Raw genomic sequence first — 26,355 nt, forward strand, 5'->3', positions numbered from 1 at the left:
AATTTAGCTTTATTTTTTATTTAACTTTATTTTTCAACAATTTCTCCATTTTTCTATATAATAGTGATTTATATTCCATTTCTTCAATATATTTTTCTACGCTTTCTTCTCCTTCTTTTAATTTTTCTTCTAATTCATCTACTTCTTTTAATATAACATTATAAAAGTCATATGCTTTTTCTTCATCTGGAAGTTTATTGTATTCTTCTCTTACTTTATCTATATTCTCCTGTATTTTTGAATATTTTTTAAACTTTGCAAAAGTAGTCGCTCTAAATAAATATCTATAAATTTCTGCTCCTAAATATAATTTATCATTTCCTACTATTTCTTCAAAAAAAGTATCTAAATCTTCATATTTTTTAAACCAAGGGATTATTTTGTTTTTTATTTCTTCTAAAATACTTTTCATCCCTTTTTCCATCTTTTCTTCTCCGTCCAAATCTACAAATTCTGTCTCACTACCATTTCCTATAGAATTTTTCATTATATAACTATATATCGGTATTATTGCATACTCTACTCTTAATTCATGATAATATCTGAAAAAACCTATATATTCAAATAATCCTAGTTTATTTAATTTAAAAAATTTTCCTGTTCCTTTCTTTTTATATCCAAAATCTTTCATAGGCTTATTAAAAATTTCTTTAAAATATTTCTTATATAGTTCATTATATTCTTTTGTTGATAATTCTTCCATTTCTTCTTCCTTTCTATTTCCATATTGTTATATCTGATTTTTTTATTGTTCCATTAGATTTATCTATTATCTTCTGGATTATTTTTTGTTCTTGTGAATAAGTGATTCCTTGTCCTCTAGCATCAATTACAATATTTTGTCTTGTTCCAATAGATAATTCATTTTTTCTTTTTTCATATTGTTCTACTATAGTTTTAGCCATACTAATCTGTTATACCATATTTGTTTATAAATTCATCTGGAGTTTCATTAAATTTTACATTTCCAAATTTTTCCTTTATTTCTTCTTCAGAAACATTGAATTGAATATCAGTATTGTCTTTTTTTATATAAAAATACCCTGAACATCTTTTCTTCTTTAAATTTTTTTATTCTTTCAACATTGTTTATCATTTCCACAACCAGTATTATTTTATACCCCGATATTATTCTTTATTCAAGGTTGTCAAACAGATTTATTAATTCTAAAAATTAAATACATAACCACAAAAATAACAACTGTAACATTTATCACAAATAAATTAACAACACTAATTTTTCTTAATAATAAACTGGAAATAAATAACGTTCCGAACGAAAAAATCCTTGAAAAAAATGATTTCATTGAAGTTATTGCACTTATTTTTTCTTTTGACAGGATTTTATTAAAGTGAAATTCAAAATAATAGTTAATTATAAAAAAAATTGTACATAATATTAGGTATATTCCTGTAAATATTAGATTATTTTTTAATATTACTACAGTTATTGCCATTAAAAATATTAAAATTAATAAAAAATACAATTTTTTCGTATTTATAAGCAGAATATTTGTGTTGTATGCAATAATCACAATTATTTGAAACAACACATACATTACAAAAAAATTCTTTTCTCCAATCCCTTTATCTAAAAAAAGTTTTTGCCATAACTGAAAATGGCTTTGAATAAAAATTTGTATAATTCCAAAAAATATAAAATAATACTTCATTACTCTTTTTTCCTTCAATTCAGAAATGCACTCAATTATATGCCTTTTAAAAATTTGAAAGTTTATATTTTCATTTGCTTTTTTATTCTCATCGAAAAAAAATAAGGCTGTTAGCAATATATTGAGAAGTATCAAAGTAATAGAAATAAAATAAATATTTACACCTATCTTAAAATAAAGTAAAAATCCTATTCCTGAACCTAAAATGGAGGAAAAAGTCGAAATTTGCTTTTGATATTTTAAAAATTTTTGCAATCCAGTTTCATTATTTTTCAAACTATTTATTAAAACTACATCAATTGTTCCAGTTTCGAGTGCATTTGCTACCCCATATATTACATATGCCACCGATAACCAAAATAGGCTTTTGGAAAAAATAATCAGAAAAAACGTTATAACCAAGGTAACTAATGATAAAATATAAACTTTTTTCCTTGAATATAAATCCGACATTACTCCACTTGGAATCTCAAAAATAATCATTGAAAGGTTGAAAAAAGACTGCATTAGCACAATCTGCGACATTAACAAGCCTTTTTTTAGAAAAAGTACAGTCAGAATGGAATGTGGCATTGTGGAAGCTAAAAATAGTAAAAAGGTGCTTATATAGTAAACTTTGGTATTTTTATCTATAAGATTCATTATTTTTCCCACCTTTCCAATCCATTTTATCTTTTAATAATTCTTTCCGATTTCCTGTATTTCTGATTTTTACTGTTAGGTTTGTCAGGAATTGTCCTTTCAATCAATTTTGCCTCTAAGGCAGGATTTAAATAATTTTTTCTAAAAGTAGGTTTATGTACTAAATTTAATCTTTCCATAATTTCTGCTGCTGATAAAACATTATTTCCAAGGACACTAAGTAATTTTTCGACTGGATTTTTATCCTGGTCGCTATCTTGATCGGTTACTTGGTCGTTATCTTGGTCGGTTATTTTTTCAGAAGTTTTAATTTCTTTTAAACTGTCGTTTATAATTTTGAGCATAAACTCTACAAATATTGTACTCTCACCTTCTTTATCAGCTATTGCAAGAGTATCATAATATTTTTTCTGTTCTTTTTTTATCAATTCCTCTATTGGAAGCCAAAAAAATATTTTTTTCCATTTTCCAAGCAGTAAAGTATGCCACATTCTTCCAATACGACCATTTCCATCTGAAAATGGATGGATAAATTCAAATTCATAATGAAAAACAGCACTTTTAATCAATGGATGTACAGAAGAAGTTTTGTACCATGAAATTAAACTGCTTATATGCTTAGGCACTAAATCTGCTGGCGGAGCAATATGTACAACCTTTCTTCCAGCAAAAATACCAACCCCTTGAGAACGAAATTTACCATTTTCCTTAACCAGCCCATTCATCATCAATCTGTGAGCATTCAATAAATCCTTTACTAAAAATGGATTTAACTTAGTTAATAGTTCATATGCTTCATAAGCATTCTTTACTTCTTTTATTTCATTAGGATTTCCTAAAACTCTTTTTCCGTCCAATATAGCTGTAACTTGTTCCAGCGAGAGAGAATTATGTTCAATAGCAAGTGAAGAATGAATTGTTTTTATTCTGTTTTCTCTCCTTAAATGTGGATTTGAAATTTTTTCCTGAAAAATAGACATTCTTCCTATTTCTTCACTTATTTCACCTATTAATATTGTCATTTTTTCGGTTATTTGAAAAGGTGGCTTGTAATTATTCAATTTTAAATACCTCCTATTTTTCTAGAATTTTTTCCAATTAAATTACAACAACAAATTAAATCTTCTTACCCACAATATAAAATCTATGAATTCTTCCTTCCACTGCTCCATTTGACTCAATTATTTCCTGTACTTTATACAAATTGTCAAGATGGCTTTCGACTGAAAAATTTGGAAATTCCCATTCAATAATTTTTGCAAACCATACAAGAGCTCCTGTATCAAAAAACTTTATTGGTTGAAATGTTTCCCCACTTTCTAATATTTCAAATCCTTGTTCAGAAATTTCCTGCTGTTTAATATTGAGATAATGCTCAGCGTACGGTAAATCTTTATATTCAGGTAGTAACATTTCGACAAGTTCCCTATCATTTTCTGCCCCTACCTGCTGTGTAATAAAAATTCCATCTTTTTTCAAGACTCTTTTTAATTCTGTAACATTATAAGCCCCATGCCGATTGGTAATTATGTCAAAATATTCATTTTCAAATGGGATTTTTTCATCTCCATCCGCTTCTTTAAAATCTATTCCCAATGGCAGCAATACTTTTTTACACAGTTCAACATTTGGCTGATAACCTTCGATTGCTGATGTGTTATGTTTTGGATGATTTAATGAAAGCAAAAACTCTCCACCGCCTGTTTCCATATCCAGCAATTTCATATTATTTTTCAGATACTTATTTATGACGGTTCTAAAATCCCAAGGTAAATTTTCCTCTTCTGAATAACGTCCATAAATATGAGAAAAATCCCAGCCGTGTATATGTGCCATTTTTTCTTCTTTCAGCCACTCTTCTTTTAATTTATTTTTATCCATATATTTCCTTTTAATAAATTTTCTAAATAGTTTCCTTAAACATTATAATAAACACCGCAACCAGTAAAATACAGCAAGCAAGCAACGCTCCTATACCGTATATTTTTACTAAAACTACACAAAGCATTGCCCCTATAAAGAAAAATCCATCTAATCCCAAATATATCCAGAAATTCTGTAAATACGACTTGTTTTCTGTATTTATATATTTAAATAAGTTCTCCATTCCACTTCGTAAATTCCCAGTACACATTGTTGTCGCTCCTGCCAGTCCCCTAATTTTTCTAAATCCTTGATATTGAATTGCGGCAATAAACGACATAATCATATTTACAACAATATTCCAATTTCCGCTTGGAATGAATGAAATAAAAAACATTATTATAACTTGGTAAAATATAACAATTTGCTGCCATCTAAAAATTCTATGTTTTTCAAATTTCACTCTAATAAATTCAGTAAATAATATTCCAAATGTGAAAACCAGAATAGGCATAAAATAATTAAAGGCTTTTCCAAAATCTCCCCTTTGTAAATTTATAGCGAGATAAACAACATTTCCTGTCTGTGCATTAGCAAGCACCTTTCCACGCGTAACAAAAGTATATGCGTCCATAAATCCCCCAACCATGCACAACATCATTCCTAATCTAAATGTCTCTGGCGGATACTCCTCTCCATTAAAAAAAATCTTTTTTATTCTTTTACCCATTTTAAAAAACTTCACTCCTTTTTTATTTTTTTAAACTTTACATTTTTTATCCAATGATTTAATTTTTAATATTCATTAACAAAGTTATTTTTCTAAAACATCAAATTTATAGCCAACTCCCCAAATTGTCTTAATATTCCATTTCTCATGCTTATAATTATCAAGTTTTGCACGAAGCCTTTTTATATGCGTATCGACAGTACGGCTTTCTCCAAAATAGTCAAATCCCCATATCAAGTCCAATAAATTTTCTCTTGTAAAAACTTTGTTCTGATTTGTTGCCAAAGTCCATAAAATCTCTATTTCTTTCTTAGTCAACGAAATTATTTCATCATTTATCTTTACCGTAAAATTATTCAAATCAATCTCAAGATTATCAAATGTGAAAATTTTTGCACTTTCATCATTTTTAGGTGTTATTCTACGTAAAATTGCATTTATTCTTGCAATTATTTCTCCTGGCGAGAAAGGTTTTACTATATAGTCATCTGCTCCTATTTCCAGTCCCATTATTTTCTCATAATCCTCTCCACGTGCTGTAATCATTATAATTGGAACATTTGAAAAAGTACGCACTTGCCTGCATACATCAAAACCATCTTTTTTTGGCATCATTACATCCAAAAGTATTATATCAAACTCATTTTCTTCAATTTCCTTTAATGCCGTTTCCCCATCAAAAACAGTACTTACAGTAAAATTATTTTTTTTACAGTATTCTGACAGTATGGAAACAATTTGTTTATTATCGTCTGCGATTAATACTTTATACATATTTATCCTCACTTTTTATTTTTATTCTTATAAAATTTTATCATAATTTCTTTGAAATACAAACATTAAATTTTATTTGACAAAATAATTTTTTATGGTATAATGTAATCAAGAAATATTTGTAATCATTTCAAATTAAAAACAATAATATTATTAAATTAGGAGGAAGTTATGTCGTTAATAGGAAAAAAAATTGAAAATTTTACAGCTCAAGCTTATCAAAACGAAGAATTTAAAGAAGTGAGCTTTGAAAAGGATATGTTAGGAAAATGGAATGTTTTCGTATTTTACCCAGCTGACTTTACATTTGTGTGTCCAACTGAATTGGAAGATTTAGAAGACCATAGAGAAGAATTGGAAAAATTAGGATTTAATGTTTATTCAGTAAGTACTGATACTCACTTTACTCACAAAGCATGGCACGATCACTCAGAAGCAATTGGAAAAGTTAAATATGCAATGATTGGAGATCCTACAAAAGCTATTTCAAGAGAATTTGAAGTATTAAACGAAGAAAGTGGACTTGCATTCAGAGGAACATTTATCGTAAATCCTGAAGGAAAAATTGCTGCTTACGAAGTAAACGATGAAGGAATCGGAAGAGATGCATCAGAATTAGTAAGAAGAGCAAAAGCTGCAAAATTCGTAGCCGATAACCCAGGATTAGTTTGTCCGGCAAAATGGAAAGAAGGAGAAGCTACTTTAAAACCAGGATTAGATTTAGTAGGTAAAATTTAATAATTTTAAACTTAATAAATTAGAAGGAGGTAAAATGGCTTTATTAGATAGTAATATTGTAGAACAGTTAAAAGGTTATTTTGATAAAATTAACGGTAACATTGAATTAGTCGCATTTTTGAATGATAGCGAAAAATCAGCTGAATTAGATAGCTTCTTACAAGAAGTTGATGCAATTTCTGGAAAAGTGAACTATGTAAAAAAATCATTTGACAATGATAAGGCTGACTTAGAAAAAGCAAACCTTACTCGTCCAACATCTTTTACAATTTTAAAAGATGGAGAAAATACAGGTATTAATTTTTCAGGTATTCCTGGAGGACACGAATTTAATAGCTTTATTCTAGCAGTTTTGGGACTTGCAGGACTTGGGAAAAAACTGGAAGGAGAGCAGCTTTCAAAAGTTGAATCAGTTAATAAGCCTGTAAATATCGAAACGTTTGTTTCGTTATCTTGCACACATTGTCCAGATGTAGTTCAAGCATTAAATCTAATTTCAACAAATAATAAAAATATTACAGCAACAATGGTAGATAGTGCAGTATTTTTTGAAGAAGCAAAAGAAAAAGATATTCAGGCGGTACCAGTTGTATTTATAAATGGAGAGCAAAAATCAGTTGGTGCAAAAACTATTGAAGAATTAATAAATCTTGTTGTTAATGCTTAGTAACCAAAATTATAAATAGAGAGAAAATTGATTTATCTGAAAAGATGAGAGAAAAATAAAACTTGTGAATGAAGAAAAGAGAATATTTAGGGATTTACCCTTTATACTCTCTTTTTTATTTAAAATACTGATTTTCTATTATAGTTTGTTACATCGCTGTTTAATTTTTCATATAATTCTTTAACAGTTGTCTCTTTATTTTGAATTGCTTTCAGTTCGTTATCAGTTACTCCGATAAATTGTATAAATTCCACTTTTCCATTAACTGTATCAATTATTCCAGCTTTTTCATCAGGAATAGTAATAAATCCTGTAATATTTGACTTTTTATTTACATCCATTCCTTCCGTCTGCCCTGTGTATAAATATTCATACGGTCTAAATATTTCTCCGCTAGAAAACGTCGCTCTTGCAATTGTTTGTAAAATTCCACAAATTCCCTTTAATTCAGCTTCCTCATCAGCATAATTATCTTTTTTTAATTTTAATGTAAACTCCATTCCATAACCGCTATATTCTGTATTTTCACTTACTTTTTCATGCAGTTCAGACAATCCATAAGTAACAAAGTGCCAATAATCTCCCCCATCATAAATACTAATACCATCCAAAGGATCATTTCCACCAAATCTCCATTTTATCATTGCCGCATAATGCAATGGATTTTTCTGATCTGGATAAAGTCTGTTAAAAGTTTCTGTAATAGCATCCCAGCCATCTGTATTTATTTCTTCAGAAACTGTTTCAGCATCATTCTCTTTTTCATTTTCTTTCTTAAATAATTTGTCAAATAATCCCATAAAAATTTCCTCCTAAGTATCATCATTGCTAATTAAAAAAATTATTTTTTTCTAATTTTTCTGCTTTTTAAATTATTAATTTTATTTAAATTTTCTTCCACCTTGCTTCCATCTGGATTCATCTTTTTATCTAAAAATATACTTTTATCTCTAAATCCGGTATCATAGCCCTTTGTTTCAAACCATTCTGTTTTAGCTGCTTCAGTCTGAGCATTTATCTCTTGTTTTGTCATTTTGTCTCCATTTTTTATTTTAAAGTACATTTCCGGATCAACTCTGTTTATAAGTCCTTTTCCTCTCATTTCAAAGGCTATCTCAAAATGCAGATGAGGAGCATGTGTTCCGCTTGCATTTCCAGTTGTACCTGATTTAGCTATTACTTGCCCAGCCTTCACTGTATCTCCGATTTTTACATTCACTTCACTTAAATGGCAATATCTAATGTATTTTACTTGCATTGTATTAGGGTCATAATTTGGGCTGTATGCCCATTCTCTTGCACTTTCTTTAGGTTTGTAATTTTTTCTTTTTATTTTTTCAAGTTCCTTTGGATCGACTTCCAAGTAGAAATTTAATCCATATCCAGTTTTATCCACATACATATCCACAATTTTACCATCCAGCACAGCATAAACATCTGACCCTGGCAATGCAAAAATATCAATTCCTTGATGTCCTCTCGCTCCGTTACTTCGAGTAAGTCCAAATTTAGCCCAGTCAGGGTAAACTTCGCCACGAAAATTATAATAAGTAACTTGCGGGTTTTTTATCGGATCGATTCTAAAAATATTATCTTCTTCATCTCCATTCACGACATTACCTTTAGAATTAATATTTCTCCCATTAAAAATTATTCCTAAAATTATAATTCCCAAAATTAATAAAGCTGTTATTCCAAAAATAGTACCTTTTTTCCTGCCAGATTTGAAATTTTCCTTTTCTTCTTTTTTTTCATCCAAAATCTCATCTACATTTTTATTTTCATTTTCCATAATAATCAATTTGCTAAATTTGAATAGCCTCTCCTTCTTTTATTTATTTTCCAATTCACAAACAACTTCACTCAAAATATCATAAGCTAGCTCTATCTTACTTTTCTGACTAATTTCCACCGAAGTCCTATCTTTTTTAATAATCTCAATCACATTTTCATCACTGCCCATTACAGACGCATTATTTGCCACTATAATATCCAAATTTTTCTTTTCCAGCTTTTTCAAGGCATTTTCCTTTATATTGTTAGTTTCTGCGGCAAATCCAACTAATAGCTGTTTTTCCTTCTTCTTGCTCATCTCTAGTAAAATATCAGGATTTCTAACCAATTCTATAACAAAATCTGAATCTGATTTCTTTATTTTTTCCTTTTTGTATTCCTTTGGTCTGTAATCAGCAACTGCCGCACAAGCTATGAAAATGTCAGTATTTTTAAAATACTCATCCACTTTCTCATGCATTTCCGACGCCGATTCTACAGAAATAAAGTTTTCAAGCCCATTCGGAACTTTCAAATCCGTAGGCCCGCTAATTAACGTTACTTCTGCTCCCATATCAGCCGCCGCCTGAGCAATTGAATATCCCATTTTTCCGCTTGAATTATTTGACAAATATCTGACTGGATCAATATTTTCCTTTGTTCGCCCACTTGTTATAAGAATTTTTTTACCTTTCAAGGCTGTATCAAAATTCTCAAATTTTGAAAAAATACTGTATCTTCCTATTTCATCGACAATATCTTCTGGCTCGCTCATTCTCCCCTTCGCACTGTAATTGCAGGCAAGCAGTCCTTCTTCTGCATCAATAAACCTATACCCAAAAGATTTTAGCTTATTAATATTTTCTTTTAAAATCGGATTTTCATACATATTCACATTCATTGCCAAAGCAAAAAATACTGGCTTTCTTACCGAAACAGCAGAAAGGATTGTCGTAAGCATATCGTCTGCAATCCCGTTTGCCACCTTTCCAATTATATTATAAGTCGCAGGTGCAATCAAAACCATATCTGCCCAATCCGCAAGTGAAATATGCTCCACTTCATAATGCGGATTGCTGTCCCACATATCCACATAAATCCTATTTCTTGATAAAGTTTCAAGAGTCAAAGGTCCAATGATTTTTGTAGCATTTTTAGTCATCACAACTTTCACATTATATCCTTTCTTTTTCAAAAGCGATACAATCCCAGCCGATTTATATGCCGCAATTCCCCCTGTAACTCCTACTAAAATATTTTTCATTTTTCCCTCTTCTTAAATCAAAAATTACAATAAATTATAATCTGTACTTCCATCCTTATTATCCTTAATTTCCACGCCAAGTTTCTTCAACTCATCCCGAATTTCATCGGATAATTTGAAATTTTTCTCGCTTCTTGCTTCACTTCGTAATTTTATCAGCAATTCAATTAATTTTTTTGTCAATTCCATATTTTCCCCTTCTTCCTCCTTCACAGCATTTTCTACTTCAATCGCTATTCCAAACACATTTTCTAATTTTGCCTTCAAAGAATCATAAGATTTTTTTATTTCATAATAAATTGTGGAAAACTCATTTTCATTTGTGGAAATAAATTTATTCGTTTCCCTAATCTGATCAAAAATAGTCGCTAGTGCCTGTGGTGTGTTCATATCCTCATTCATCGCCTCTTCAAATTTTTTATCAAATTCATCAATTTTTTGAGAAAACTCTGAATTTTTAATATTTTCTATTTTTTCATTCTTATATTTTTCAACAATATTTTCAAATTTATTCATTGATTTTACAATATTTTGTAAGGCTTTTTTTGTATCCTCCATATTCTCGAATGAAAAGTTAATTGGCTTTCTGTAATGAGTGCTAAGAATAAAAAGTCTTACTACATTCCCAGAAAATTTTTCAAGTATTTCACGAAGCAAAAAGAAATTTCCTAGCGATTTTGACATCTTGTCGCCATTTATCTGAATAAATCCGTTGTGAAGCCAGTAATTTGCAAAATTTCCGTGATAAGCACACTTGCTTTGAGCAATCTCATTTTCATGATGCGGAAAAACTAAATCTTGTCCACCGCCGTGAATATCAAATGTATCCCCTAGATATTTTTTTGCCATCGCACTACATTCTATATGCCATCCAGGACGCCCCTGTCCCCAAGGCGACTCCCAAAACGGCTCTCCATTCTTCTTTTTTTTCCAAAGTGCAAAGTCTACTGGATTTTTCTTGATTTCCGAAACATCAATCCTAGCCCCAAGTTCCAGCTCCTCAATTTTCTGATTTGATAATTTTCCATAATCTTTATATTTTTTTACCTCAAAATAGACATCCCCATCTTTCTCGTAACCAAACCCATTATCAATTAATTTTTGAATAATCTCAATAATTTCTGCCATATTCTCAGTAACCTTAGGTCTTTTCACACTATCAAGAATATTCAGCTTACTGATATCCTCAAAAAAATATTTTATATATTTTTCCGAAACCTCACTCGCAGAAGTCCCTTCTTCCATAGACTTATTTATAATCTTATCATCCACATCCGTAAAATTCTGCACAAACTCAACTTTCATGCCCTTATGCTCAAAATACCGTGCCAACGTATCAAAAACAACAATCGGACGTGCATTCCCCAAATGTATGTAATTATAGACAGTAGGCCCGCAAACATACATTTTTACCTTATTTTCTTCTATTGTCTTAAATTCTTCGATTTTATTCGTCATTGTGTTGTAAAGTTTCATTTTTTATTCTCCCTTGAACATTCTGATATTGTAAACTAAAACTTTGATTTTTAAATATTTCCAACTTAATCATTGAAACTCTCAATCAAAAAATTTCTCAACGTTGGAAAGTCTAAATCCTCAGATATTTCTTTTAATATTTTCTCATCTTTATATATCTTTTGATATTTTTGTAAAATTTTTATTACACTTTTTCTTCCTTTAAGCAATCTTTTATCATCATTCAGATTTAAAATTTCAATTGTATAATTTGCTTTTTTTAAATCTATATCAGTAATATCTTTTTTAGGGATTATCTCTCCTGTCATTCTATCATATGAAAAATATTTGCTTGGTTCATAAATTACTGGATTTACAAATAACTCACTCCATTTACTGCCTTTCTTTGAACCACAACTCTCAATATTAAGACAACCTGTAATAAAATTTTCATAGTTTGAAAATAATTGTGGAAACTGATCTTTTGGTTTAATATGTTCTATCTGACTTTTCTCTATTGTAATTTTTCTCTCACAATAAGGACAAAAATAATTATCTTTTATTTTTTGCTCATTTTCCAACATATGATTTTTCAATTCACCTTTTATTTTAAAATTGAAGTCTTTCCAAGTTTTAGGTTTCTGATTTTTTTTAAATCCTTTCAAAAAATCAGGTTCTGAAGTTTTACATATTTTTAACATTCTTCAATCCTTTCTTCCGAATTTGAATCTCCATATCTATAAGCATAATATCTTCATCTGTCGTTCCCAGCAAATTCTTTAACTCTGTATAATCTTTTTTGAATTCATCAGTTTCATATTTATTTTCATTTACTATTTCCCTAATTTTTTTCAATCTATCAAATATTTCCTGATTCCTAGTTGTTTTAAGCCCCATTATATCTTCTAATATTCTCTCTGTCGGCTGTCCATAAGAATCATACAATTCATCCCCAGTTCTAACCACAATTTTCCCATCCTCATTCTTATCTAGCAACATAATATTCTCTTTTCTTACACTTCCTAAAATATGTGGAGAATGTGTCGCAATAATAATCTGATTATTTTTTCCAATTTTTCTATAAACATCGACAATTCTCTGTTGCCATTTTGGATGCAATGAAAGTTCAGGCTCATCAATCAGAATAACAGAATTTTCAGGATTCAACATTTTTATAGCCAAAGTACGTAAAAACAACTGCTTTTCTCCAGAAGATAATTCATTTATATCAAATTTATCTCCCGAAGAATTTTCAAAAATTGGTATATTTTTACCATCTTGCGAAATATCTTCAGCTTTTACATCTATATCTAAAATTTCAAATATTTCATTTATTTCATTAAAAACCTTTTTTTGTACATCTCTAACTGTTTCATTTTTATTTTTGAACATTGCTGAAATCATTTTTGTAGCTATGTAAGATGGAATATCTTTTATTAAATTCGTATCTACAATATTAATAAATTTATATTCTTGAACTAAAGTAGTCGAAGCTGTTTTCATTTTTTGAAAATTAATTTCTATTGGAACATAAATTATTTTAGGAAGAATTGGTAAATTTTCTTTGATGGCTAAATATGAAGTATCCATAACATTCTTTTGTTTATCATCAAAAGAAAAAGAGTTTAAAGCTTTGTAAAAATACTTCTCATTTCCTATTTTATTTTTACACTCTTCTTCTTTTTCTTCAAAAAACATTTCTAATTCATTACTAATTTTTAAATTTATAATAGCAATATTATTCTCAAAACATTCTTTTATACTTTCCAATATTCGAGTTTTTCCACTCCCATTTGACCCAGCTAAGATTACTAAATCTAACGGCTTATCATTTTTTTCAAAATTTATAGATATATCTCTTAATCCTTTAAATTCCTTTATATAAAGATTTTTGATTTTCATAAATTTTCATTCTCCTTTAAATCAAATGTCCTATTTCAAAGTAGCCACCGTACACCCAATTCCACCTTCATTCTGATTGGCATCCTTAAATTCTGTTACATATTTTGAAGTTCTTAGGTATTCGTGGATTTTTTTTCTTAGTACCATTGTTCCTTTTCCGTGAATTATGTAGATTTCGTGGTAGCCTGTAAGCATTGCTCTGTCCATGTATGTTTCAAGTTCTGCGATTGCTTCGTCAGCGTTCATTCCACGTAAGTCGATTTCTCCTCGTACTTGTGAAGTTCGTTTTAGTGAGGCGAAGTTTTTGAATTTGTTTGTTTTTTTCTTTTGGATTTTTACAATGTCGTCAGTTGATACAACCAGCTTTAATATTCCAGTTTGCACTTGAATACGGTTGTTTGGCATTATTTTCAAAATTTTTCCATTTTGATTCATTGTTTTTACAAGTACTTCTTCCCCAACAGCAAAATCTACGTTTTGAGTAACAACTTTCTTTTCCTTTACATTTTTCTTTTTATCCGTAATGAATGATTCACGTAGCATATTCAGGCTTCTTTGAGCATTTTTGGCATCTTCTTTTTTAGATTCCTCGCTGTTAATTTTGTCAATTAAGTTTTTGGCTTTTGCCTGCATATTTTTCAAATAACTATCAGCTTCCTCGTAGGCACGTTTTATAATTTCATTTTTTTCATTTTCAAGTTTTATCATATTTTGCTCATAAATGCTCTTTTGCTTGTCAAGTTCAGTTCTTGTTGCTTCTAATTTTGCCTGCATTGTTTCCAGTTCATCATTTTTTTCCTTAATTGATTTTAACATTTCTTCGACACGCTGATTATCTTCACTTATGTAGCTTTTTGCATTTTCGATTACTTCTTCGCTAATTCCGTATTTTCTTGCAATTATAAGGGCGTTACTTTCCCCTGGTATTCCTTCCAGCAGTCTGTACGTTGGAGACAACGTTTCCACGTCAAATTCCATTGAGGCACTTTTAATTCCTGTTGTGTTAAAGGCGTATGCTTTTACTTCGCTGTAATGGGTTGTGATTATTGAAGTTACGTGTTTTTTATTCAAGTAATCAATGATTGCCATTGCAAAAGCAGCACCTTCCATCGGATCAGTTCCACTTCCCAATTCATCCATTAATACAAGTGATTTACTGTTTGCATTTTCAATTATATCTTTTATTTTGCTCACATGCCCTGAAAATGAGGATAAGTTTTGCTCAAGACTTTGTTCGTCCCCAATGTCAGCCAGTACATTGTGAAAATACCCAATTTCAGTTTTTTCATTCGCAGGAATTGGGATACCAGATAATGCCATAATTGTAAGAAGTCCAGCCACTTTCAATGTTACTGTTTTCCCACCAGTATTAGGCCCTGTAATAAGCATTATATTTTCAGGATTCCCAAGTTCAAAATTAATTGGCACAACTGTATTTTCATCAATTAGTGGATGTCTTGCTTCAACCAGTTTCAAATATTCCTTGTTAATAATTTTTGGAACAATACATTTCTTATTAACCGAATAAGTCGTTTTTGCATCAATAAAGTCCAGTCTTTCCAAAATTTCTTTAATTTCCAGAATTTCTTCCTTTTTCGTTTTTACAAGTTCTGTAATTCTAAGCAGTATTTTTCTAATTTCCTCACGTTCACGGGCCTCATATTCACGTAATTTATTATTTAATGAAACAACATTTAAAGGCTCAATGTAAACTGTGCTTCCTGTCGCAGACCTATCATGTTCTATTCCTTTAATAAGCCCTTTAAAATCAGTCTTTACAGCAATTACGTATCTATCATTTCTCTGAGTTATTATTCTTTCCTGAATAGCATTTTGGGTACTTTTATTGGAAATCAGCTCATCAAATTTCTCTTTAATATTCGCATTAATATTCTGCTTCTGCCTTCTCACATCACGAAGTCCAATCGAAGCCTCATCTTTTAATACTCCTTCATCATTAATCGCTTCTGAAATAAAGTTCTCAATATCCTTAACTTCCTCAACATCACTAAACAGATTCCAAATCGTTCTATATTTATCCCTAACATTCTTAGCCCTGCTTTTAGAAATTCTAAAAATCGTCAAATTTTTCTTCAGAACTGCCAAATCCTCAGCACTCAAATAAGAACCAATAATATCAATGGAATTCATCATTCTAGTAATATCCGCAAGCCCCGCAAGTTCCAATCCATCGTCATACTTATAAAAGTCAATCATCTCCATCATAAGCATAAGTTCCTTATCCAAAACTGATTTTTCCTTTATAATATCAATATCCAGAAACTTTTCTTTCGTCTTCTCTAATCTTGATAAATCAATAAGTTCATTAACTATCTTATAAAATTCCAATACATCATAATTTTTTTTCATTTTTTCCTCTTTTCTTTCCTATTTTTAAATCTTATCCTTATAGTTTTTCAATAAAATACTCTATAATTTTTCTTTTTTATTTGTATTAAAGTTTATTTTAAGCAGAGGTATCAGTCGCCATACCTCTGCACTCCGGCTTCTCGAATTTCAATTTTACAGCAAAAGACAAAACTCGCTTTTAACAAAAGTTATTTTCATCTCATAAAGTTATTATTAATTTAAGTACATTAGAAAAGCTCAAACAAGTTGTCTTTTACTGAAAAATTAAAATCTCTGAAATTTATAACAATTTTTTAATTTTTTGACATTTATTTTAATCAAATTAATTATTATAATCAAACTAAAAACGTCGTGATTTTTTTGAAATGAAATTGACTGTCTGAGCTTTTTCAAAATTTTTAGACTATAATTGGTTTAAGGAATTTTAATAACCTTTGTTAAAAAAAAAGCGAGTTTCAATTTCGTAGTAATCCAGGTTTATTCAAATAACAAATGTTTAGACTACTTTCCCAAATAAAATTTGGGAATATTTCAAAAAAAAATACTTAGACAAGCCGGGGATGCAAGGGGGGATGGCCATTGTTCCCCCTTGTCTTGTCTTATTTTGTTAAAATTATATCACATTTTGTAATAATTTAAAATCGCTATTTAATACGAAACGTTTTTGTGATATAATTTAAAAGGTGAAATACTTAAAATAATAGAATTTAGATAATAAGTAGAATTTTATATAAAGAAAGAGAGTGTGAAATAAATGAATTTAAAAAATTTACCGATAACTCCTTTACCGTCAGTAAAACTTGATAAGCATCAGGAGGATTTGCTCATTCATAATGAACTTTTTGCAACTCTTCTAGGTGAAACGATTTTTAGATATGCGGGTTTACATATTTATGAGGTTACTGAAAAATTGAAAGAAGCTTCTAGTAAATATTATAAGACGCAGAAACAGGAGGCTAGAAAAAATTTGTCGTCTTTTTGTTCGGATCTTACTGATGCGGAAATTTTGCGTGTAATAAGAGGTTTTTCGATTTTTTCGGCACTTGCAAATATTGCTGAAGATGTGTACCAGACTCATGAACAGCGATATGCAAAGATTTCCAACAAACTGCAGATTGGATCTCTTGAAAAATCACTAAAAAATTTGAAGAAAAAGGGAATTAGTCAGGATAAAATATTGAAGGCTATGAAAAAAGTCTCAATTGTTCCAGTCTTAACAGCACATCCGACACAAGTTCAAAGAAAAAGTATTTTGGATTTGACAAAAAAATTAACTGATATTCTTGATAAATATGAAAATGTAAAATCTCATCAAATTGATGAAAATGAATGGCTTAACGACCTAAGCCGTGGTATTCAGATCTGGTGGCAAACTGCGATGTTACGGGCTACCAAATTGCGTGTAACAGATGAAATAAGCAATGCTCTAAGTTATTACAACATTACATTTTTCAATGAAATTCCAAGACTTATGAATAAATTTCAGGAAATTTCAAAAACATTGGGAAATTCTGAAGTAAAATCTCAAGCTCTGCTTCCACTTACTATGGGAATGTGGATTGGTGGAGATCGGGACGGAAATCCTTATGTTACAGTAAATACATTGGAACAGTCGGCACAGGAACAGGCTATAAAATTATTCCAGCATTATCTTGATGTAGTTCGTGAAATTTACAGAGATTTATCAATGTCTATTTCAATGACAAATGTAACTGAGGAACTGCAAAAACTGGCTGATGCTTCTGGAGAAGTTTCGCCACACCGAACACATGAGCCATATCGCCGTGCATTGACAACAATAACAGACAGACTGCTTGCAACAGCCTACAAATTGTGTGATTACAACCGTGACTTATTACCGCCAAAAAGAAAAAATGGAATTGACCTTCCCTACAAGTCAGCTAACGAGTTTACATACGACTTGGTAATCGTAGCAGAATCCCTTAAAAAGAATAACAGCGAATTTTTAACACAAGGAAAATTAAACAATCTAATCAGTGCCACAAAAATATTTGGATTCCACCTTGCGACAATTGATTTAAGACAGGATTCCAGCGTTCACGAAGTATGTGTTGCAGAACTTTTGAAAAATGCAAACATTCTAGGAGATTACTTGAGCCTGTCAGAAGACGCAAGATGTGAAATTTTGCTGCGGGAACTGGAACATGACCCTAGAATTTTAAGCGATCCAACAATTCCACAAAGTGAAATACTGGCCTCAGAACTTGCAATTTACAGAAAGGCAAAATCTTTGAGAGAACGTTTTGGAAATAAAATTATTGAAAAAAATCTGATTTCTCATGCAACAAGCGTTTCAGATATGCTAGAGATAGCTATTTTACTAAAAGAAGCCAATCTTGCAAAAGGAAATGAAGGAAATGAGTTCTGCGATTTACAGATTGTTCCGCTTTTTGAAACAGTGGAAGATTTAATTGCGGCTCCTGATATTTTGAGAAAATGGTTTAATTTGCCATTAGTGAAAAAATGGATGGATAAAAAAGGGCGAAAACAGGAAGTTATGCTAGGATATTCAGACAGCAACAAAGATGGTGGATATTTAAGTTCAAGCTGGTCTTTATACAAGGCGCAAAAAGAGCTGACTGCAATCGGACGGAAATTTGATGTGGAAATTTCATTCTTCCATGGGCGTGGAGGAACAGTAGGACGTGGTGGCGGTCCAAGTTATGAAGCCATTTTAGCACAGCCTGAAGGAAGTACAGATGGAACAATAAGACTTACAGAACAGGGAGAAGTAATTGGTGCCAAATACGGAAATCCTGATTTAGGATTAAAAAATCTGGAGGCATTGGTTTCAGCAGCTCTTGAATCAAGTGCATTGACAGAGGAAGATGCAGACTGGGAAGAATATGAAAAAATAATAGAAAATGTTTCACAATTAAGTTATTATGCCTACCGTGACTTAGTTTACAATACAGATGGATTTTCAGACTTTTTCTTTGAAGTTACGCCAATAAACTTTATTGCAGGGCTGAATATTGGTTCAAGACCGTCTTCACGTAAAAAAACACAATCATTAGACAGCCTAAGAGCAATCCCATGGGTATTTTCTTGGTCGCAAGCAAGAATAATGCTTCCGGGATGGTACGGTGTAGGAACAGCGTTTACAAAGTGGATTGACAATGATGATAAAAAATTGGAAATTTTGCAGAAAATGTACAAGGAATGGCCATTCTTCCGTTCAACAATTTCAAATGTTGACATGGTTCTATCAAAAACAGATTTGTCAATTTTTGCAGAATATGTAAAATTAGCAAGTGATCAGGAAACAGCACAAAAAATCTTTAAAGAAATAGAAAAAGAGTGGGGTTTAACAATTGATATTTTGAAAAAAATTACAGGAAATGATGTTTTACTGGCAGATAATCCAGAGTTAGTGAGCAGTCTAAGAAATCGTCTGCCATATTTTGACTCGATGAATTATTTACAAATTGAATTAATAAAACGTTCAAGAGCTGGAGACGATTCAGAAGAACTGAGAAAAGCCATTCACATTTCAATAAATGGACTTGCAACAGGACTTCGTAATAGTGGATAATATAAATAAAAGGAATATTTCTAATTAAAATTAGGACTGTTCCTTTTTTTTTTGCAAAAATTTTTTTACATTCATTTTATATTCATAAAACTGTTTTATAATGTATTCAAGATAAGAGAGAAAAGTAAAAAAATAAATGAATATTAAAGGAGAAAGAAAGATGAAAAAGAAAATTTTAAGTATTACATTATTAGGAATTATGGTATTAGGAGTATCAGTAGCTGTAAACGCAAAGAGCAGAAATAAATACAGTAGAAATGTTTCTTCAAATAACTACATTGGAGTAAACAGGGCAATGAACATTGCATTGAAAAAAGTACCGGGAGCAAGCAATTCTCACGTGAAAAAAATCAATTTAGACAGAGAAAATGGAATAATGGTTTATGAAGGGGAAATTTATTATAATGGACAGGAATATGAATTTGATATTGATGCTGTAACTGGTGACATTGTAAAATGGAAAGCTGAGACAAAATCAACCCCTTCTTACAATAATAGAAGCGTGAATGCTACACAGCAAGTAACGCCAGAAAGAGCAAAATCAATCGCATTAGCACAAGTTTCAGGAGCAAACCAAAGCCATGTTGGAAAAGTTGACCTTGATTTAGATAACGGAACACCAGTTTATGAAATTGAAATTTTTTACAACAATTCAAAATATGAATTTGACATTGATGCAACAACTGGTGAAATTATAGGAACAGAAGTAAAGAACTACAAAAACAATTAAGTTATAAGCCATATAGCTTAAAAAATACAAAAAAATTTATAAATAGAAAAAATTGAAATCAAAGGAGAAAAATTATGAAAAAGAAAATTTTAAGTATCGCATTATTAGGAATTATGGTATTAGGAGTATCAGTGACTGCAAACGCAAAAAGTAAACACAAATATAACAGAAACGTTTCTTCAAACAGCTATATTGGAGTAAGCAGGGCAATGAATATTGCATTGAAAAAAGTGCCAGGAGCGAACAGTTCTCACGTAAAAGAAATCCATTTGGATAGAGAAAATGGAAGAATGGTTTATGAAGGAGAAATTTATTATAACGGATGGGAATACGAATTTGATATTGACGCAGTAACTGGTGCAATTGTAAAATGGAAAGTAGATAGAGATTAATAGCAATAAATAAAAATAGTGTTCTGGAGGGTTGATTGGAAATTTGATATTTTCAGTTTACCCTCTTTTTTATTTATTAAATTTATGTTATACTGACAAAAATGCGATTGAAAGGATTAAAAATGAAAATTTTATTAGTGGAAGATGAGATAGATTTGAACAACGTTATTACAAAGTACCTTAAAAAGAATGGATACAGCATAGACAGCGTTTTTGACGGGGAAGAGGCACTTGATTACCTGAGATACGGCGAATACGATTTAGTAATTCTAGATATTATGATGCCAAAAGTAGATGGATTTGAAGTTATAAAAAAGCTTAGGGATAAGGGAAATCACACTTCGGTTCTTATGCTTACTGCAAGGGATAGTGCAGATGATAAGGTAAAAGGGCTTGACTTGGGGGCTGATGACTATATTGTAAAACCATTTGACTTTAATGAGCTTATGGCAAGAATTAGGGCAGTTGTGAGAAGAAAATACGGAAATAGTTCAAATAAGCTTGTAATAGGAGATTTGATTTTGGATACTTCAGAAAAATCAGTAACAAGAGCTGGAAAGCAGATAGAATTAACAGGAAAGGAATATGAAGTTCTGGAATACCTTATGCAAAGCAAAAATCGGATTTTAAGCAGAGATCAGATTAAGGAGCATGTATGGGACTTTGATTATGAAGGAGATTCTAATATAATTGACGTTTTGATAAAAAATATTAGGAAAAAAATAGATATAGAAGATGGAAAACAGATAATTTATACAAAAAGAGGTCTTGGATATGTTATAAAAGAGGATTAGTTCAAATAAATTAATCATTAGGAATTTTTTGAAGAGAAAGGAATAATTGAGTTTTGAAAAATAAATTAAATAAAATTTGGGGGGACTTTCCAATTACTGTGAAGGTAACTCTTTGGTACACTGTTTTTGTGGTAATCTTAATTTCGATTATGCTAACAGTATCATTTACCGTTGCAAATAAGATGACAGGAGACTTGAACCATCGAGAATTGATGGAGGCTGTGATTGAAATGACTGTTGAAATGGTTTCAAATCCTAATGAGTTTGACGAATTTGATGACGGGATTTACTTTGTTAAGTACAATAGCGAAGGAATAGAAATGGGCGGAATGTCGCCACGAGGATTTGATTTGACATTAAAATATAAAGAAAACACTGTCAGAACTTATGAAAAGAATGGAGAAAAATATTATTATTTCGATAAAAAAATAGACAATTCTGAAGGAGAATGGATTAGAGGGATTGTTCCAGTAAATCAGCTATCTGATGAAGTAAGCAAACTGCTTATTATAATTTTAATTTTAAGTCCACTATTATTACTAATAATAGTTTATGGCGGATACAGAATTGTAAAAAAAGCTCTAAATCCTGTAGCCAAAATATCAGATACAGCTTCAGAAATTCAAAAAAACGGTGATTTTTCCAAAAGAATCAAAATTGATGAAGGAAAAGATGAAATACACAGGATGGCAGATACCTTTAATGAAATGCTAAATTCACTTGAAAATTCCTATACACGTGAAAAACAGTTCAGTTCAGATGTTTCGCACGAACTTCGGACACCTGTGAGCGTTATACTTACAGAAAGTCAGTATTCGCTGGAATATGCAGACACTATGGAAGAAGCAAAGGATTCCTTTTCTGTGATTCAGCGTCAGGCAAAAAGAATGTCAGAACTGATAAATCAAATAATGGAACTTTCCAAAATAGAAAAGCAGACAACGATTGATTTACAAAAAATAAATTTTTCAGAAACAATGGAAAAAATATTAGAAGATTATAAAAATCTTTTAAGCGAGAAAAATATAAAAGTTTCAAAAGATATTGAACAAAATATATTTATAAATGCTGATAAAGTAATGATTGAAAGACTGCTTGACAATTTGCTTAATAATGCAATGAAATTTACAAAGGATGAAATAAGTGTAAAATTGTATTCAGAAAATGAAAACTGCATTATGGAGATTGAAGATAATGGAATTGGAATATCTGATGAAGATAAAAAACTTATTTGGGGAAGATTTTACCAAGTAAATGATTCCCGAAACAAAAAAGTAAACAAAGGCTTTGGACTAGGTCTTTCATTAGTTTTAAAAATCATTGAGCAGCATAATGCAAGTATTGAGGTTGAAAGTGAATTGAATAAAGGGACGAAATTTATTGCCAAATTTATTAAAACTGAATAATTTAAAAAGGGATAATCTCTATCTTGAGAAAATCCCTTATTTTTTGACTTTATTTTTTTCATAAACTTAGATTAAAAACCTAAAATTTTTGCTACTCTTTCTTTTTCATTTTCCCATTCTTTTCCATAGTAAGCTTTCAAGTAAATTTCTCTTAATTCTTCCATTAACGGATATCTTGGGTTAGCTGGAGTACATTGGTCATCGAAAGCATCTAGTGACATTTCATCTACAGCTTCCAAGAAGTCTTTTTCAGGCACTCCCCATTCTTTAATACTTGCTGGAATTCCTATTTTTCTATTTAATTCATTAATTCCTTTAATTAAATTTTCTACTTTTTCTTCTTTAGTATTTCCGCCAAATCCTAGATAATCGTTCATTTCAGCGTATCTTTGCATTGCATCAGGGTATCTGTATTGAGGGAATAATCCCATCTTTGTTGGAGCCTCAGCTGCATTGAAACGGATAACTTCTTCAAGAAGCATAGCATTTGCGATACCGTGTGGAACGTGGAATTTTCCTCCAAGTTTATGTGCAAGTGAGTGGTTTATTCCTAAGAATGCATTTGCGAAAGCCATTCCTGCAAGGCAAGAGGCATTTGCCATTTTTTCTTTTGCTTTAATTGCTTTTGAACCTAATTCTACTGATTCTGGCAAGTATTTGAATACAAGTCTAGCCGCTTCTTTTGAATAAGGTTTTGTGTATTCTGTCGCCATAACTGAAACATAAGATTCAAGAGCATGTGTAAATACGTCAATTCCAGAAGCTACTGTAAGTCCTTTTGGCATTGTAAGCATAAGTTCAGGATCGTTAATTGCTACATTTGGTGTCAATGCATAATCTGCAAGAGGGTATTTGATTCCAGTTTCATCATCTGTAATTACTGAGAATGGCGTTACTTCCGAACCAGTTCCGGCCGATGTTGCTACTGCAACAAATTTAGCTTTTTTACCCATTTCAGGAAATTCAACGATTCTCTTTCTAATATCCATAAATCTCATTGCCAAATCTCTAAATCGAAGTTCTGGATGTTCGTACAATACCCACATAATTTTAGCGGCATCCATTGCAGATCCTCCACCAAGAGCAATAACAACATCAGGATTGTATTCAAGCATTGCTTTTGCTCCAGCCTGAGCTGAACTTAATGTCGGATCCTCTTTTACTTCTGAGAATATTCTATAATCGATATGTATGCTGTCAAGTACTTTTGTAATATGTTCTGTATATCCTAGTTCAGCCAATACTTTATCCGTTACGATAAATGCTTTTTTGTGACTTCCTTTCAATTCTTCTAAAGCTGTCGGAAGCGATCCGTATTTGAAATAAATTTTTTCAGGAACTTTGAACCATAACATATTTTCTCTTCTTTCTGCAATTGTTTTTACATTTAATAAATGTTTTACTCCTACGTTTTCTGACACAGAATTTCCTCCCCATGAACCACATCCAAGTGTTAATGATGGCTCTAATTTAAAGTTAAATACATCTCCGATTGCTCCAAGTGATGCTGGCATATTGATTAGTGTACGCCCTGTTTTCATCAATCTTCCAAATTTATCTATTTTTTCTTTTTCAGCTAAATTAATATATAATGAAGATGTATGTCCTAATCCTCCAAGTCTTACCAACTCATCAGCTTTTTTAAGTCCATCTTCAAAATCTTCTGCTTTATACATTGCAAGCACTGGAGATAATTTTTCGTGTGCAAAAGGCTCTTCAGTTCCAGTAGATTCCACTTCTCCAATTAAAACTTTTGAACTTTTTGGAATTTCAAATCCTGCCATACCTGCAATAACGTATGCACTTTTTCCAACTACATCAGCATTCAAGTTTCCATTTATAAACAATATTTCTCTTACTTTGTTTAATTCTTCTTCATTAAGAATATAAGCTCCTCTGTTTAAAAACTCGCTTCTAACTTTATCATAAATTTCTTTATCTATAATTACAGACTGCTCTGTCGCACAAATTACACCATTATCAAATGTTTTAGACATCAAAATATAGTTTGCAGTCATTTTTATATCTGCTGATTTGTCAATTACAACTGGTGTATTTCCAGCTCCAACTCCAATCGCAGGAGTTCCTGATGAATATGCAGATTTAACCATTCCTGGCCCACCTGTCGCAAGTATCAAGTCAACACTTGCCATAAGTTCTCTTGATAATTCCACACTTGGTTCATCAATCCATCCAATTATATCTTTTGGTGCCCCATATTTTACTGCTGTTTCCAATGCAATTTTAGCTGTTTCAATTGTTGCCTGTTTCGCTCTTGGGTGTGGTGAAAATATTATTGCATTTCTTGTTTTTAATGATATTAGTGTTTTGAACATTGCTGTTGAAGTCGGGTTTGTTGTTGGTACAATACCTGCGATAATTCCTATTGGAGTTGCAATTTTTTTAACTCCATAAGATCTGTCATCTTCCAGCACGCCACAAGTTTTTTCGTCTTTGTATTTATTGTAAATGTATTCAGAAGCAAAGTGATTTTTTATAACCTTGTCTTCCACAATTCCCATTCCAGTTTCTGCCACTGCCAAATTTGCCAATGTAATTCTTTCATCGTTCATTTTTTGGGCTACTTTTCTAAAAATCTTATCGACTCTTTCCTGATCAAATGTTGCAAATTCTTCCTGAGCCTTTTTAACTCTTTGAATAAGTGCCTTCAAACTTTCCAAATCTTTAACTGCTGCCATTTTTCCTCCTATAAATAAAGCATTAATTTGTTACATTCCTTATAAATTATATAATACTCTATTTTATCAAAAAACTCAAGTGTTTTTTTTCACTTTCTCATTATAATTTATATTTGTATAACAAAGTAAGGTGGTTTTTATCTTTAAAACTGTCTCCTATCTAAATAATAAAAATAAAAAAATAAAATATCTTGATATATAAAGTAGTTAAGCTCCCTAGCATATTTAGGTAAAAAATACCGAAAGTAAATAAACTCTTGGATAATCAAATAGAACAACGTTTTTTAGTAAAGCTTTTAAAAAATTCTACTTTCACTTACAACAAAATCCAAGACTACATCATGCTCTTCTGCCGGAACTTTTTCAATAATCTGAAAATCATAACAAATACCAATAAACAAAACTTTTTTATTTTCCCCTCGAATCTTTTTCAAAAAAGTATCATAATACCCGCCGCCAAATCCAATTCGATTTTTTTCCAAATCAAAGACAACTGCTGGAACAATTACAATATCCAAAATATTTTCGTTATAAAAATCGATGGAAGAAGATTCGTAATATCCAAATTTATGTAATACAAGCTCATTTTCCTCATATTTATTAATTTTCATTTCTCTATTTTTACTATCTGTAATTTTGGGGATAAAAAAACTTTTCTTAGGATAAAGTTCCATCAATTTTGTGATTCTCACTTCATTTTTCATGTCCATAAAAATCATTATATTTTCAGCATTTTTTATAAATTTTTCCAAATTTTGAATAATTAAATCACTTTTTTTTTCTACTTCTTCAGTGGATAAATTATTTCTTTTTTCCAAAATTTCTTTTCTAATTTTATCCTTTTCCAGCTGTAAATCTGTTTTTTTGTTTCTCATATTAAAATGCTCCTTTATTAATGCTCTTCAGCCATTGCAAAAGTATATAAAT

At 30.6% G+C, this 26,355-nt stretch carries 23 protein-coding genes; 7 read left to right on the forward strand and 16 right to left on the reverse strand.

Features of this window, described 5'->3' with window-relative positions; genetic code table 11:
* Positions 1-16: 16 nt before the first annotated feature.
* From FVE77_RS10000 to FVE77_RS10030, 7 genes are all read right to left on the reverse strand, one after another.
* Complete coding sequence (locus FVE77_RS10000) at positions 17-703, reverse strand: hypothetical protein (RefSeq protein ID WP_026746856.1); 687 nt, start codon at positions 701-703, stop codon at positions 17-19.
* 13 nt (positions 704-716) lie between these two features.
* Positions 717-905 (reverse strand): hypothetical protein, encoded by a 189-nt coding sequence (locus FVE77_RS10005; RefSeq protein WP_026746855.1) that lies wholly within the window; start codon positions 903-905, stop codon positions 717-719.
* A gap of 243 nt (positions 906-1,148) precedes the next feature.
* On the reverse strand, positions 1,149-2,315 hold the full coding sequence (locus FVE77_RS10010; RefSeq protein ID WP_036088200.1) for an MFS transporter: 1,167 nt from the start codon (positions 2,313-2,315) through the stop codon (positions 1,149-1,151).
* Between the two features lie 26 nt (positions 2,316-2,341).
* Positions 2,342-3,376, reverse strand: a complete 1,035-nt coding sequence (locus tag FVE77_RS10015) for a Fic family protein (protein ID WP_232052918.1) — start codon at positions 3,374-3,376, stop codon at positions 2,342-2,344.
* A gap of 55 nt (positions 3,377-3,431) precedes the next feature.
* Complete coding sequence (locus tag FVE77_RS10020) at positions 3,432-4,196, reverse strand: class I SAM-dependent methyltransferase (protein WP_026746854.1); 765 nt, start codon at positions 4,194-4,196, stop codon at positions 3,432-3,434.
* A gap of 22 nt (positions 4,197-4,218) precedes the next feature.
* Positions 4,219-4,908, reverse strand: a complete 690-nt coding sequence (locus FVE77_RS10025; RefSeq protein WP_026746853.1) for a YoaK family protein — start codon at positions 4,906-4,908, stop codon at positions 4,219-4,221.
* Between the two features lie 84 nt (positions 4,909-4,992).
* The gene (locus FVE77_RS10030; RefSeq protein WP_026746852.1) at positions 4,993-5,682 is read right to left on the reverse strand and encodes a response regulator transcription factor; all 690 of its coding nucleotides are present in this window, start codon (positions 5,680-5,682) and stop codon (positions 4,993-4,995) included.
* A 171-nt stretch (positions 5,683-5,853) separates the two neighbouring features.
* Between FVE77_RS10030 and ahpC the strand changes: the two genes are divergently transcribed.
* Both ahpC and FVE77_RS10040 read left to right on the forward strand, forming a co-directional pair.
* On the forward strand, positions 5,854-6,420 hold the full coding sequence (gene ahpC / locus FVE77_RS10035) for an alkyl hydroperoxide reductase subunit C (protein ID WP_026746851.1): 567 nt from the start codon (positions 5,854-5,856) through the stop codon (positions 6,418-6,420).
* Between the two features lie 34 nt (positions 6,421-6,454).
* Positions 6,455-7,087 (forward strand): thioredoxin family protein, encoded by a 633-nt coding sequence (locus FVE77_RS10040; protein WP_026746850.1) that lies wholly within the window; start codon positions 6,455-6,457, stop codon positions 7,085-7,087.
* A 119-nt stretch (positions 7,088-7,206) separates the two neighbouring features.
* On the opposite strand, the gene FVE77_RS10045 is transcribed toward FVE77_RS10040, so the two are convergent.
* The 7 genes from FVE77_RS10045 to FVE77_RS10075 form a co-directional block, all read right to left on the reverse strand.
* Positions 7,207-7,887: a suppressor of fused domain protein gene (locus FVE77_RS10045; protein WP_026746849.1), complete on the reverse strand. Its 681-nt coding sequence runs from the start codon at positions 7,885-7,887 to the stop codon at positions 7,207-7,209.
* A 41-nt stretch (positions 7,888-7,928) separates the two neighbouring features.
* Positions 7,929-8,879, reverse strand: coding sequence for a M23 family metallopeptidase (locus tag FVE77_RS10050; protein WP_026746848.1), 951 nt, complete (start codon positions 8,877-8,879; stop codon positions 7,929-7,931).
* Positions 8,880-8,918: 39 nt separating this feature from the next.
* A complete protein-coding gene (gene coaBC / locus FVE77_RS10055; protein WP_026746847.1) occupies positions 8,919-10,124 on the reverse strand; it encodes a bifunctional phosphopantothenoylcysteine decarboxylase/phosphopantothenate--cysteine ligase CoaBC in 1,206 nt (401 codons plus the stop codon).
* 24 nt (positions 10,125-10,148) lie between these two features.
* Positions 10,149-11,600, reverse strand: a complete 1,452-nt coding sequence (gene cysS / locus FVE77_RS10060) for a cysteine--tRNA ligase (RefSeq protein ID WP_026746846.1) — start codon at positions 11,598-11,600, stop codon at positions 10,149-10,151.
* 65 nt (positions 11,601-11,665) lie between these two features.
* A complete protein-coding gene (locus tag FVE77_RS10065) occupies positions 11,666-12,280 on the reverse strand; it encodes a retron system putative HNH endonuclease (RefSeq protein ID WP_026746845.1) in 615 nt (204 codons plus the stop codon).
* The gene (locus tag FVE77_RS10070) at positions 12,264-13,481 is read right to left on the reverse strand and encodes an AAA family ATPase (protein WP_026746844.1); all 1,218 of its coding nucleotides are present in this window, start codon (positions 13,479-13,481) and stop codon (positions 12,264-12,266) included. Before FVE77_RS10070 ends, FVE77_RS10065 begins: the two co-directional genes overlap by 17 nt.
* 30 nt (positions 13,482-13,511) lie before the next feature.
* On the reverse strand, positions 13,512-15,851 hold the full coding sequence (locus tag FVE77_RS10075; protein ID WP_026746843.1) for an endonuclease MutS2: 2,340 nt from the start codon (positions 15,849-15,851) through the stop codon (positions 13,512-13,514).
* Between the two features lie 754 nt (positions 15,852-16,605).
* Here FVE77_RS10075 and ppc point away from each other — a divergent pair.
* From ppc to FVE77_RS10100, 5 genes are all read left to right on the forward strand, one after another.
* Positions 16,606-19,407 carry a phosphoenolpyruvate carboxylase gene (gene ppc / locus FVE77_RS10080; protein WP_026746842.1) on the forward strand — a complete coding sequence of 934 codons (2,802 nt, stop codon included), beginning with the start codon at positions 16,606-16,608 and terminating at the stop codon, positions 19,405-19,407.
* A gap of 160 nt (positions 19,408-19,567) precedes the next feature.
* Positions 19,568-20,137 carry a PepSY domain-containing protein gene (locus FVE77_RS10085; protein ID WP_036088197.1) on the forward strand — a complete coding sequence of 190 codons (570 nt, stop codon included), beginning with the start codon at positions 19,568-19,570 and terminating at the stop codon, positions 20,135-20,137.
* Positions 20,138-20,211: 74 nt separating this feature from the next.
* A complete protein-coding gene (locus FVE77_RS10090; RefSeq protein WP_026746840.1) occupies positions 20,212-20,529 on the forward strand; it encodes a PepSY domain-containing protein in 318 nt (105 codons plus the stop codon).
* Positions 20,530-20,651: 122 nt separating this feature from the next.
* Entirely contained in the window at positions 20,652-21,323 is a 672-nt protein-coding gene (locus FVE77_RS10095; protein ID WP_026746839.1) for a response regulator transcription factor, read from the forward strand.
* Between the two features lie 53 nt (positions 21,324-21,376).
* Complete coding sequence (locus FVE77_RS10100; protein ID WP_026746838.1) at positions 21,377-22,729, forward strand: sensor histidine kinase; 1,353 nt, start codon at positions 21,377-21,379, stop codon at positions 22,727-22,729.
* Positions 22,730-22,800: 71 nt separating this feature from the next.
* Here FVE77_RS10100 and adhE read toward each other — a convergent pair whose 3' ends face one another.
* A complete protein-coding gene (gene adhE / locus FVE77_RS10105; RefSeq protein ID WP_026746837.1) occupies positions 22,801-25,428 on the reverse strand; it encodes a bifunctional acetaldehyde-CoA/alcohol dehydrogenase in 2,628 nt (875 codons plus the stop codon).
* 296 nt (positions 25,429-25,724) lie between these two features.
* Positions 25,725-26,303: a 5-formyltetrahydrofolate cyclo-ligase gene (locus tag FVE77_RS10110; RefSeq protein WP_026746836.1), complete on the reverse strand. Its 579-nt coding sequence runs from the start codon at positions 26,301-26,303 to the stop codon at positions 25,725-25,727.
* Positions 26,304-26,355 lie beyond the last annotated feature (52 nt).

Origin of the sequence: Leptotrichia hofstadii (assembly GCF_007990525.1) — a bacterium.
GTDB classification, from domain to species: Bacteria; Fusobacteriota; Fusobacteriia; order Fusobacteriales; family Leptotrichiaceae; genus Leptotrichia; species Leptotrichia hofstadii.